Origin of the sequence: Paenibacillus sp. FSL P4-0176, from assembly GCF_037975265.1 — a bacterium.
Classification (GTDB): domain Bacteria; phylum Bacillota; class Bacilli; order Paenibacillales; family Paenibacillaceae; genus Paenibacillus; species Paenibacillus amylolyticus.
Map to the genome: position 1 here is coordinate 3,686,154 of NZ_CP150242.1, position 12,779 is coordinate 3,698,932.

Annotated in this window: 5 protein-coding genes; all 5 read left to right on the top strand. The window is 46.9% G+C overall.

Features of this window, described 5'->3' with window-relative positions; translation table 11 throughout:
* Window positions 1-33: 33 nt before the first annotated feature.
* Window positions 34-6,417 carry a GDSL-type esterase/lipase family protein gene (locus MKY95_RS16640; protein ID WP_339193429.1) on the top strand — a complete coding sequence of 2,128 codons (6,384 nt, stop codon included), beginning with the start codon at window positions 34-36 and terminating at the stop codon, window positions 6,415-6,417.
* A 275-nt stretch (window positions 6,418-6,692) separates the two neighbouring features.
* Window positions 6,693-8,405 carry a histidine kinase gene (locus MKY95_RS16645; protein WP_339193431.1) on the top strand — a complete coding sequence of 571 codons (1,713 nt, stop codon included), beginning with the start codon at window positions 6,693-6,695 and terminating at the stop codon, window positions 8,403-8,405.
* Complete coding sequence (locus MKY95_RS16650) at window positions 8,402-9,808, top strand: response regulator (RefSeq protein ID WP_339193433.1); 1,407 nt, start codon at window positions 8,402-8,404, stop codon at window positions 9,806-9,808. Before MKY95_RS16645 ends, MKY95_RS16650 begins: the two co-directional genes overlap by 4 nt.
* 252 nt (window positions 9,809-10,060) lie before the next feature.
* Window positions 10,061-11,797 (top strand): sugar ABC transporter substrate-binding protein, encoded by a 1,737-nt coding sequence (locus tag MKY95_RS16655; protein ID WP_339193435.1) that lies wholly within the window; start codon window positions 10,061-10,063, stop codon window positions 11,795-11,797.
* A 61-nt stretch (window positions 11,798-11,858) separates the two neighbouring features.
* The gene (locus tag MKY95_RS16660; protein WP_047843154.1) at window positions 11,859-12,773 is read left to right on the top strand and encodes an ABC transporter permease subunit; all 915 of its coding nucleotides are present in this window, start codon (window positions 11,859-11,861) and stop codon (window positions 12,771-12,773) included.
* Window positions 12,774-12,779 lie beyond the last annotated feature (6 nt).

The window sequence follows — 12,779 nt, forward strand, 5'->3', positions numbered from 1 at the left end:
AAATGAATTTTTAGATAAGGGGGAGTTAATCGAATGATCCGAAGAACTGTTTCCATCCAAAAATCGATGTTTGTATCTTTTTTAGCACTCCTTATGGTTATTTCACTGGCTGTTCCTCCGGCGCCGATACGTGCAGAGTCATCAAGCAGCCTGCCGGGTCGCCAAGCAGAGTATCTTAACCGGGGATTGGTTGCGGTTCTTGTAGACAACGGCGTTTTTTTAAGCTGGAGGTATTTAAACAACGATCCAGATGATATCGCTTTTAATATATATAAAAATGGAACCAAAGTGAACGCATCGCCCATAAGCGATGTGACCAACTATGTGGACACCACTGGTTTCGACAGCTCGCAATATCAGATCTCCACCGTTATTGCAGGCAAAGAGCAAATGCAACCGGAGGTTGTATCGGTCTGGCATAACGATTATCTGCCTATTCCGCTCGATAAACCGGCCGATGGCCGGACTAAGGATGGTGGAACTTACTCCTATTATGCAGGAGATGCTTCCGTAGCTGACTTGGATGGGGACGGCGAATATGAAATTGTCTTCCTGTGGAGTCCGAGCAATTCCAAGGACAATTCGCAGGCAGGTTATACCGGCAATGTGTATATCGATGCTATCAAACTGGATGGCACCAAGCTGTGGAGAATTGACCTGGGAGTCAACATCCGCGCCGGAGCGCATTATACGCAGTTAATGGTGTATGACCTGGATGGCAACGGAAAGGCAGAGGTTGTTGTCAAGACCGCGGACGGCACGAAGGATGGCCAAGGCACAGTCATTGGTGATGGCACGAAGGATTATCGCAACGACGGCGGATACATACTGTCAGGTCCAGAATATCTCACGCTGTTTAACGGTGAGACTGGCGCGGCTGTATCCACCGTGAATTATGATCCGCCAAGAGGCAACGTCAACGATTGGGGTGACGGCTATGGCAACCGTGTAGATCGGTTTCTTGGCGCGATTGCTTATCTGGACGGTACGAAGCCAAGTGTTGTGATGAGCCGGGGGTATTATACCCGCACAGTGCTTGTTGCTTATGATTATGTTGGCGGGGAACTCGTCAAACGCTGGACGTTCGACACAAACGAAGCAGGATCACAATATCAATCACAGGGCAACCATAATCTAAGTGTGCTGGATGTCGACAAGGACGGCAAGGACGAAATTATGTTTGGCGCCTTGGCCATTGATGATGACGGCAGCTTGCTGTACAGCACCGGACTCGGCCACGGTGACGCCATGCACGCCGGCCAGCTCGATCCGAACCGGGAGGGCTATCAGGTCGTAAGCGTGCATGAGCATTCTGATGCGGCATACGGTCTGGAGATGCGCGATGCGGCAACAGGTGAAATCCTCTGGGGTGAGAAAACAGGTTTTGACACCGGTCGCGGGATGTCGGCGGACATTGATCCGAACTATCCGGGTTACGAATCATGGGCCACGACCGTTACCAACGGGCAAAGTGTACCTGTAACCAATACCTATTCAGCAGCCGGAGAGGCTATCTACACTGTGGAGGAAGGGCCCAAAACCGCCAATTTCGCCATCTGGTGGGATGGAGATCTTCAGCGGGAGCTGTTGGACCATGAGTGGGATAATAGCACAGCCAAAGGTATTCCGCTCATCTATAAGTGGGATTACCAAAACAAAAAGCTGAATGAAATCTTCCGGGCGACCGGTACGTTAACGAACAACCATACCAAAGGCAATCCGGCACTTCAGGCGGACATTCTGGGTGACTGGCGTGAGGAGCTTCTGCTGCGGAGCGAAGATAGTTCGGAGTATCGTCTCTACACAACGACCATTCCTTCAGACTATCGCATCCCTACGCTGATGCAGGACCCTGTGTATCGACTTGGCGTAGCCTGGCAAAATGTAGCCTACAACCAGCCGCCTCATACCGGCTTTTATCTTGGAGCGGAAGCTACAGCATTCCCTAAAGCCGATCTGACTCTGACCCGCGAAGCTGAAATGCTGGAGCCGGTCTACCGTTTTAATTTCGGTACAGAGACTGCGTCAGGAAGTACGAACATACAGGATACGCTCTACGCACAAGATCCGGGATACGGCTTCAAGGATACAAGTGATGTTACGGTAGGGGCAAACCAGGTCTCGGTCGCTACAGGTACGACATTTGCTGTTGACCTGCCAAATGCCAACTATAAGGTGACGCTGCGATTGGGCAATGATACAAAAGACTCGAACGTTGGAGTCAAATCCGAATTCGTTCAGAAGCTCGCCTTAACCAATGTGACAGCAGGAGCACCACTGGAGTATTCCTATGATGTTGCATTGGTGGATGGACAGCTCGATCTTCTCTTCACGGGTACAGCCATAGACATCCAAGACGTCATCATCGAGAAATATCCAGAGAAAGCGGCTGGTGCGGCAACAACGATCTATATGGCTGGTGATTCAACCATGCAATCTTACAGTGAAGCGCAGGCTCCTCAAGAAGGATGGGGGCAGCAGTTCGGACGTTATTTCTCCAATGGGGCAGTGATCGTGAACGATGCGATCGGCGGTCGAAGCAGCAAATCGTTTATGGTAGACGGTCGTCTCGATACGATCCTGCAGCGAATTAAGCCGGGGGACTTTTTCTTCATTTCCTTTGGTCATAACGACGCGAGTGCAGGGATACCGGACCGTTACGCATCACCGGAGGACTATAAGATTTATTTGGCTCGTTATGTAAACGGTACCAAACAGCGGGGCGCTACACCGGTATTGCTCACTCCGGTTGGGCGCAGAGATTTTAATACAGTGACTCAAGAATTCAACGTCAGCTTCCCGGCATACGTTCAGGCTGCCAAAGAAGTGGCGGAGGAGCAGGACGTGCCGCTGATTGATCTCAGCAAGTTGAGTATTGCTTACTACGACAAAATTGGAAATACAGCTACGGAAAAAGTGTTCCTATATGCTAATCCGGGTGAATATCCAAAATACCCGAATGGGATCAACGATAATACGCATTTCAGCAGCTATGGTGCACAGAAAATTGCCGGACTCGTTGCTGGTGCAGTCAAAGACATGGAGCTGAGCATTTCATCACTGGTCATCGACCCGGATATTTCCGAGCCAGAACCAGAACCGGAAGCCCAGCTATATGAGGAGGACTTTGAAGGCGACGCTGCCAACTACCAGTATGCGATGGTCAATGCCACGGGTATTGCAGGAACCATGACGGGAACCGTTGTTGAACAGTCTGGAAATAAGGTACTGTCCGTCGCGGGTTCCGGATCGGGCAATCGGGCCAAGGTATTCCGTCTGTTCGATGCCGTAAACGGCGATCAGGTGAACGTGAACTTTGACTGGCAATCCGGTAATGTGACTGCCTATCCATCAGAAGGTCATCTCACAATACAGGATTCTAACGAAAATGCCCTGTTCACGCTGTATACCAAAACTGGAAGCACCAAAATTCATTATTTTGTTGGTGCATATAACCCAGACTACGGCACAGGGGATACAGCCATACCCGAAGGGGGAACGGCTACAAATATTTCCAAGAACCAGTGGGTCAATGTGGATGCAACCGTTAATTTTGCCGAGAAAACATTGGATCTGACATTAACGAACCTAGCCGATCCGAGAGTTACCCAAACGATTGCAGATATCTCGCTGAGTTCCGGTGCATATGCGGACAACGTCAGATCCATGCGGTTCCTGGGAACAAGAAAAGGCGGTGGAGGCACGTTGAACTGGACTACCCAGATCGACAACGTGCGGATTGAAGGCACTCAGCTCTCTTCGGAGAGTGGCGATCAGACGGCCTTAATCGCTCTGTACGATGAGATCAAAGCAATTGATCTGTCGGAATATACAGATGCATCGAAGGCCGTGGTGAACCGGGCTTTGGTAGCTGCGGAAGCTATATTTAATACGGAAGCCACGCAGGCTAAAGTTGACCATACGTTTAACATGTTAACTGTGGCGAAGGATTCATTGACAAGTGAACCAAGCGAAGAGATAAGTGAATACAAATTTGACTTTGGTTCTGGCGACGCAGCCGACGGATACATCAAGGTAGATGCCAAAAGAGCGTACATTGAAGGCAATGGGTACGGCTTTGCTGATACTGCGCTGACCAAAGATGAGAACCGGGAAACCGGAGATTTGCTCAAGGAGGATTTCACACGGGTAAACGGCACCTCCTTCCTGACGGAAATGGAGCCGGCGAATTACCGGGTAACGATGACCATCGGGGATACGGAGGAATTGACCAGCGCAAATGTCGTTGTAGAGCAGATGACAAAGCTGCCGCTTACAAGCATTGCCAAGGGCGAATTCAAAGAAATCACGTATGACGTTGCCCTGATTGATGGGGTCTTTAACTTCAACTTTACCGGAAATGCACCGAAGATCAATGCGCTGAAGCTGGAGCGACTGCCAGATCACAGTGCAAGTGATAAACCAGTTATTTATTTGGCCAGCGATTCCACGGTGGCCAATTACGCGGAAAACTATCGTCCGCAAGCGGGCTGGGGAGAAACGTTGGGTGAATATTTTGATCCAAATGAAGTCAGTATTGATAACCGGGCAGTTGGAGGTTTGAGCAGTAAGACCTTCCTGGTCGGTGGATATCTCAACGATATTTTACTCGACATTCAAGAAGGCGATTATCTGTTCATGCAGTGGTCTCATAACGATTCCACACCTGCACGTCCAGAGCGTTATCTTACACCAGAGCAATTTAAGGTATATCTCAAAGAATACATTAACGGTGCTCTGCAGAGAGGGGCAATTCCAGTTCTGGTCACGCCAGTGAATCGTCGTGATTTTACCGGAGAGGTGCTGAACAAAAGCTTCCCGGAATACGTACAGGCGATGAAAGAAACGGCGCAGGAAACGGAAACGCTTATCATCGATCTGAACCAAGCCAGTTGGGAGCATTTCCAGGAGCTTGGCACAGAAGGAACCAAATCGATATTCATGTGGGTAGGCACAACGGAAGACAATACACATTTACAAATGAACGGTGCAATCAAGGTGTCTGAACTCGTAGCACGCCTTGTGAAGGAATTGAATATACCTATATCTGATTTTGTTACGTTGGAAGGAGAATCTCCGGAGCAGAAGGCCCCGCATACTATGGCAACTGTGGAAGGAGAATTGCAGAACGGCTGGTATACTTCTCCGGCACAAGTAACCTTCACAGCAAGCGATGAAGATTCCGATATCGAAGGGACCTATTATCAAATTAATGGTGGCGAAACGGTGAGTGGCACACAGTTGACCCTAACTGAAGAAGGAACACATACCATCACCTACTGGAGCGTCGATGTTGACGGTAACAAAGAGAGCGAACAGTCTTTGTCCATATCCATTGATCTCGTACCTCCAACCATTGAAATTCATGGTCAAACCGAATACACCATTGATCAGCAGGTGGAAATTGGCTATACAGCCTCCGATTCGGTATCCGGTGTAGAAGAACCAGAGGGTGTGCTTCTCGACACACCTGCGTATACACTGGAACCCGGACTGAACCAGGTTACGGCAACCGTCTCCGATTTGGCTGGGTGGGAACAGACGGTAGAATATAGTTTTGCAGTTATTACTACATTCGACAGCCTGATTAATCTGACCAACACCTTTGCTGATGAATCGATCGATCCTAATGCCAGCATTCTTGCTGATCAGCTCACAAACACGTTACAGCAGGCCAAACAGGCAACAAACGATCGTGAAGGAGCAAAAGCGCGTCAATTGCTTGCATCCTACGGTAATGACGTTCAAGCAGCTAGAGGAACCGTATTTACGGATGAGCAGACAAGTGTGCTGATTAAGTGGGAGGAATGGCTCCATCAGACAACGCCACTTGCAAACGGTGCCCCAGGCACTCCGGTGTTATCTGATAATAATGGTTACGACACAGGGCTCAAAGACGGCGACTACACGATCACGATGAATCTATGGTGGGGTAATAACGGCAATCAGTTCAAACTGTATGAGAACGGTGAATTGATTAAGGAAATTTCTCTGGTCGATCAATCCCCGTCCGCCCAATCTGTTCAAGTTGATATTACTGGAAAGAAAAATGGCACCTATATCTATACTGGAGAATTGATCAATGCACTGGGTTCAACCATGAGTGTTCCACTGACAGTCATCGTCACGGATGCTTCCCCGGGGCAAGCCGTTCTGTCGAACGACAACTGGGACGGTGACGGCAACTATAATGTCACCATGAATCTGTGGTGGGGAACAAACGCAGCCGAATACGAACTTTACGAAAATGGTGTATCGATTGACACACAATCGCTGCAATCTCATTCGCCTGGTGCACAGTCTGCGGTTACCTCAATCTCTGGAAGGGTACCCGGTATCTACGAGTATGAAGCTGTACTTCGCAATTCTTCAGGGGAAACCAGATCACACAAATTAAATGTGACGGTACGAGAGTAGACTGAAATGTTTGAGCATTCCATTAACAAGAAGTGATTACAACTGAAGTAATGTACGCATATAAAAGTGCTATTCCTCATCATTTTGAGGAGTAGCACTTTTTGTATATGCACAGTATGAAAGCGTTTGACTTATTTGAATATCAATCTATAATGATGAAAGGAAATTGGACTTGGACAGGATACAGACAGCCTGTCCGCTTGAATGTATATTCAGAGCAAGCTTCCATACGCAGGAGGCTTGCTGTTTCATTTTCAGAAGGAGAATAGGTTCCCATGACACTTAAAAAAAGAATATTTTTACTGTTCTTTCTCAGTGCGTTTATCCCCTTTATCAGTATATTTGCAATTTCTTATTATACGATCGACTCCATTTTCGCAAATAAGATCGATGATGGTATCCGCAGCAATTTACAACAGGTGACATCCTCATTGGAGAATTCCATCACCAATCTGAATCATGTGACGCAACAATTATCTTACAGGGGTACTTTAGGCAAAAGAATGGATGAATTCTTGAATCCGTCCTCCGATATCTTCGAACTGATTGAGGCCAGGGACGAAATAAAGAACGAGTTAAGTGTTGTCACCTTCACCAATCCTAATATCGGATTAACCCTGTATTACTTTCAAAAAGAAGGTACTACTCAGTTCGGCAACTTTCCAATCAAGGATCGTTTCTCTCCTGAGTCTCTGCCTGTGCTCTTCCAAACCTATGGCATTAAGTACTATGGCCCCCATATGAGTATGAACCGATTTGATGATCAACTCGTTCTGTCTGCTATGCGCAAAGTGCAACTATCAGAGAGGAACGACGTGTTCATTTACGTAGAATCAGGCTTTCGCCTCACTCAAGATATCTTGGGCTACAATCAATACAACGGCGCATTATCTCATCTCATCCTGGATGGTGAAGGCAACATTGTGTACAGCGAAATACCGGAAGCCATGAAGGTAGGGGAGAATTTCACCAGCTTAACGGTCGATCCTGCCAAGGACGGAATATCCCGCGGGTATCACTGGTTCAAGGAGGATTCCTCACAGAAATGGAGTGTCGTATCGGTCATTTCGCAGTCTCAATATCAACAGGAGAAAAACCAGTGGTTGCTGCAAATTTTGCTGGTCGCTTTATTTTTCCTCGGCTTTACCGTGTTTCTCGCTTGGCTCCTGTGGAAGATGGTGTACAAACCACTCGGTCTGTTCCATTCGGAGATCAACGGGATGTCCAAAAATCCACAAAGGACAGTGAGCCGAGCTCGCACTCAGATTCCCGAATTTGATTTTCTGTTGGGTGAATTTTCGAATATGCAGCATCAAATTGGTGACCTCTTCACGGAAGTACAGCAGAAAGAGAAGATTCGTGCAGACCTGGAAGTGGAAAAGCTGCTCTATCAGATCAACCCGCACTTTCTAATGAATACGCTCGATACAGTGCACTGGCTGGCCGTCATGAACGGACAAGGGGAGATCGACAAGTTGGTGCAGTCATTGAACAAGCTGCTCTATTACAATCTAGGCAAATTAGGGCAAGTATCCACCATGGAAGAGGAGATCGATGCCCTAAGACAGTATCTAATTTTGCAGCAAATTCGCTATGACTTTGAATTTGACGTCCGCATTACTGCAGATGAACAAGTACTTCAAATTCCTGTGCCCCGCTTTATTCTGCAACCGCTGGTTGAAAATTCGTTATATCATGGATTAAGTGACGAAGGTTTTATTCAGATTGAAGTGACATGCACTTCAACGTTGAACATTATGATACAAGATAATGGCGCAGGTATGACTGAGGAAACCATTCATAATCTACTGAACAATCGTGAAGCTGAACAACAAAAAGTAGGGATGGGCATCGGACTTAATTACGTTCACCGCATGTTGAAAGCACAGTACGGGGACCAAGCACAACTGGTGATCGAGAGTGAATTGGGAACAGGGACAAGCATACTGCTCGTATTGCCTATTAAAGGAGAAGATATCTCGGCATGATTAAGGTATTGATTGTAGATGATGATAAGCTGGTACGCAAAGGTATTAGCTCTGCGATGCCATGGGACGAGTTCGACATGGAGGTTGTAGGAGAAGCAAGCAACGGGTTGAAAGCACTGGATTTTCTGAAAACCCAACCGGTCGATCTGATGCTAACGGATCTTGCGATGCCCGTCATGTCAGGGATCGAACTGATGCGAGCTGCAAGGCAGCTCTATCCTGAACTTCATATCGTTGTGTTAACACTGCATCAGGATTTCGATTATATCCAGGAAGCGCTAAGACTCGGAGCCATCGATTATATAGCCAAAGTGCAGCTGGAGAAAGAGCAATTCGAACATGTTCTGCAACGGATTCATACCCGAATTAACGGGTTGACAAGCACGATAAGAAAGATGCCTTCGCTGGATGAAATCAATGTCCATTATCGAAATGTGTATACACTTGTTTCACAGGAGCGGAAATCAGAGCATAAGTGGCCAACGGAGTTAACTGCGCATGAAGATGAGATAAGGTGGGAGGTTGAGCGTCATAGCTGCATGTGGGCTGCACCCCCGTCCGAAGAGGATCAACTATTTCATCAATTGAAGGAATGCCTGCATCAAGTTCCCCAGTGTACGTTGTTGGTTTTGTCTGATGTACAAGAGCGAACATGGTCGCAAATCAAAAACTGGATTATGAATTATACAGAGACGTCTTTATTCTATGTTTACAACCCCAATAACCAAGTCATTGCCGTTTCCATGAATGAAGAAGACACATGTTCAAATGAACCACAGGATGAGGACCTTGACCGGATTAAACAAATTTGGTTCCAAACCCCATGGACCCACCATGACAGTTACTACAATCAACTCATTGACCAGTTTATATCCTTACGATTACATAAAGGTCAGTTGATGGGATTGCTGTACTCAATCGTGATGGAATGGAACCACCTTTTTGCCCAAACTACGCTTGGAAGAATCGCGATGATCCATTCTTTCGAGTCTTGGTACGAGGTTGAAGAATGGATCAAACAGACTGCTGCAAGCATTCGCAAGGCTGATGAACAGACTTCGTACTCACAGGAAATCATCGATGCCGTGAAAAAAGCGGTGATGATCGTGCAGCAGGATTTGGAACAGGCCTATACAGCTTCAGGTCTCTCCCAACAACTCAATATCAGCCGAAGTTATTTCAGTCAATGTTTCAAAGATTTGATGGGGAAAACCTTTAATGAGTACTCCCGCTTCATCCGGGTAGAGAAATCCAAAGAGTACTTGCTCAATACAAATAATACGATTTTCTGGATTGCGGAGCGAGTGGGTTATTCGGATGAAAAATATTTCAGCCGGATTTTCCGCGAACTGACAGGTCTTCTGCCAAGCGAATATCGGCAGCTAGGTAGAGGAAATAAATAGCCGACAGTCTCCTGTTTTAGGAGCTGCCGGCTTTTGTTTTTTGATCGAGAAGAGGGGTAGATAGACAAATGTTGGTCAGTAGGTAGGGTAAATGATCAGATGTTAACCATCCTTCATCATACGGACTGAAAACTGTAACCATTTCTCTATCCAAACGGACGTGTAATCCCTATCTCGATTGGCCTTCACTTCATTTTATAATGAAAGCGTAAACAATATATTGAACATCAGAATAAAGGGGAATCGAACTAGATGAGAACAAAATGGTCTATGAAAAGCAAACGGGTAACAAAGCGTCTGGCCGTGCTGTCCATGTCCGCCTTGATGGTTGCAGCCCTAGCGGCATGTGGAGACTCTTCCAATCCTCCTACTGCAGAGGAAGCAGGCAAATATGAGGTAACGCCTGGAGATCCGTTCAGTGCCTATAAAGACGAAATCACCGTAACCATGGGACGGGTAACCACAGCCAACCCAAAACTGCCGGCTGGTGATACCTATGAGAACAACGCATATACTCGGCTGGTCAAAGACACGTTTAACGCTCAGATTACAGATCAATTTGAAGCCAATGGTGAAGATTATAGTCGTCAAGTATCGCTTGCCATCGCATCCGGGGAATTGCCTGACATGATGCGTGTTGATTCCAAAGACGAACTGAAAGAGCTGGTGGATAACGACCTGATTGAGGATCTGACATCCATTTACGATCAATATGCCACGGATAATATCAAGCAAATGTACGATTCCTACGACGGCCGAGCATTAGACAATGCAACGATTGATGGACGTTTGATGGGACTTCCGGCGACTTCCCTGGATTCCGCACCAACAATGGTTTGGGTTCGTCAAGATTGGCTGGATCTGCTGGGGATTCAACTGGATGCAGACGGAGACGGCGCCATTTCCCTGAAGGAAGTGGAGCAAACAGCGCTGGAATTTCTGAAAAGAGATCCTGGCCAATCCGGGAACCCTGTAGGTATTCCATTTGTGAACACGATGAATACAACAGATTATAATGGCTCTGCTTATACGATGCTGGGTGTGGCCTCAACCGAGGGAGCTTTCCCGCAATATTGGATGAATGGTGAAGACGGCAAAATCGTGTATGGTTCCACGACAGAAGAAACGAAGAAAATGCTGGGCACCATGGCGAATTGGTTCAAGAATGGCATCATTGACCCGCAATTCGGAACCCGTACGTTTGATGATATTACCGCACTCTACGCCAATGGCCAAAGCGGTATCGCCTTTGGACCGTGGCATATCCCTGACTGGGGACTGATCAGTGCAAAACAAATGGATAAAAATGCGAAATTTTCGGCTTATACGCTGGAGGATGCAAATGGCAAGGTCAACGTGGCGCATGCCAACCCATCCAATCAGTTTATCGTGGTGAGAAAGGGATATGAACACCCTGAACTGGCGGTTAAGATTGTAAACCTGTTCTACGATAAACTGGCAAATGATAAAAATGCCGCAGCAACCATGCCGGAAGCTGCCAAGTATCAGGAGACCGGGGTAGACGGTTCAACGAGACCGTTTAATATCGAAGTCAATTCGGCTACATCGCTACTGGATGATTACTCTGACGTTGTTCGCGGGATTAAAGGAGAGATCAGCCTGGATGAGGTTCGCACTACAGAATCGAAGAACAATATCGGAAGCATCAAAACCTATTTGAGCGACATGGATACGGATGATGTGACTGCTTGGTCCAAATATCATTCGCGGATCAACGGAGTGGGACTAATCGACAAACTGACACAAGAAAACAAATTTGTCTGGATGACACCTGCTTTCTCTGGCACTACACCAAGCATGAAACAGACGTGGGCCAATCTGACAAAGTTGGAGCAGGAGTCGTTTATCAAAATCGTAACGGGTTCAGAACCGCTCGATTACTTCGATACATTCGTGAGTAACTGGAAGAAACAAGGTGGTGATCAAGTCATTCAGGAAATTGAAGACGAGATCGCATCGAAAAAATAAACATCTATGAACAGTAGCAGGGCTGCGATACGCAGCCTTTCTTCAGAAAAGGGGTTCATCCATGAAACAGGGGAATTGGAAAGCGCGAGGGCGGCTCGGCCCAGGTGCCATGTACCATATGATGATGCTTCCGGGCATTTTGTTTTTGCTTGTATTCAGCTATGTTCCAATGGTCGGCATCATTACGGCGTTTCAGGACTATATACCGGCCAAGGGCATGTTTGGCTCCGAATTTGTAGGCCTGAAGCATTTTATGTATATGTTCAAGCTGCCGGATATCGCGCAGGTCGTCAGCAATACGTTGGTGATTGCGATTGGCAAGATTCTGCTCGGAACGATGATGGCCATCATTTTTTCCGTTTTATTAAATGAAATTCGTATCAAATACGTTAAAAAATCCGTGCAGACGATTGTTTATCTGCCACACTTTCTATCCTGGGTTGTACTGGCATCCGTTGTTGTCAACATGTTCAGTTTGGATGGCATTGTGAATCAAATGTTGGCGTTCTTTGGCCTCGAAAATATTAATTTCCTTGGCAGCAACACCTGGTTCCAGCCACTGATTATCGGTACAGACGTATGGAAAGAGTTTGGTTACAGTTCTATCGTCTATCTGGCTGCAATTACTTCCATTGATCCCGGTCTGTATGAAGCGGCAGGAATGGATGGAGCAAGTTGGTGGAGAAAAGTGTGGCATATTACATTGCCAGGCATGCTGCCTATTATTCTGCTCATGGGCGTAATGAGTCTGACCAACATTTTGAGCGCTGGTTTCGATCAAGTCTATAATCTGTATAACCCGGTTGTCTATGAGTCGGGCGACATTCTGGATACCTATGTCTATCGGATCGGTCTCGTTGGGCGACAGTATAGCTTCGGTACAGCTGTTGGTTTGTTCAAGTCCGTTATCGGTATTGTTTTGCTCATGTCTGCCAACCAGTTGGCCAAAAAATATACGGACCGAAAAATATTCTAAGGAGGC

Bases quoted from the DNA above. Each gene is read 5' to 3' on its own strand.
- MKY95_RS16645 (WP_339193431.1), top strand. From the start codon at position 6,693: ATGACACTTAAAAAAAGAATATTTTTACTGTTCTTTCTCAGTGCGTTT.
- MKY95_RS16640 (WP_339193429.1), top strand. From the start codon at position 34: ATGATCCGAAGAACTGTTTCCATCCAAAAATCGATGTTTGTATCTTTT.
- MKY95_RS16650 (WP_339193433.1), top strand. From the start codon at position 8,402: ATGATTAAGGTATTGATTGTAGATGATGATAAGCTGGTACGCAAAGGT.
- MKY95_RS16655 (WP_339193435.1), top strand. From the start codon at position 10,061: ATGAGAACAAAATGGTCTATGAAAAGCAAACGGGTAACAAAGCGTCTG.
- MKY95_RS16660 (WP_047843154.1), top strand. From the start codon at position 11,859: ATGAAACAGGGGAATTGGAAAGCGCGAGGGCGGCTCGGCCCAGGTGCC.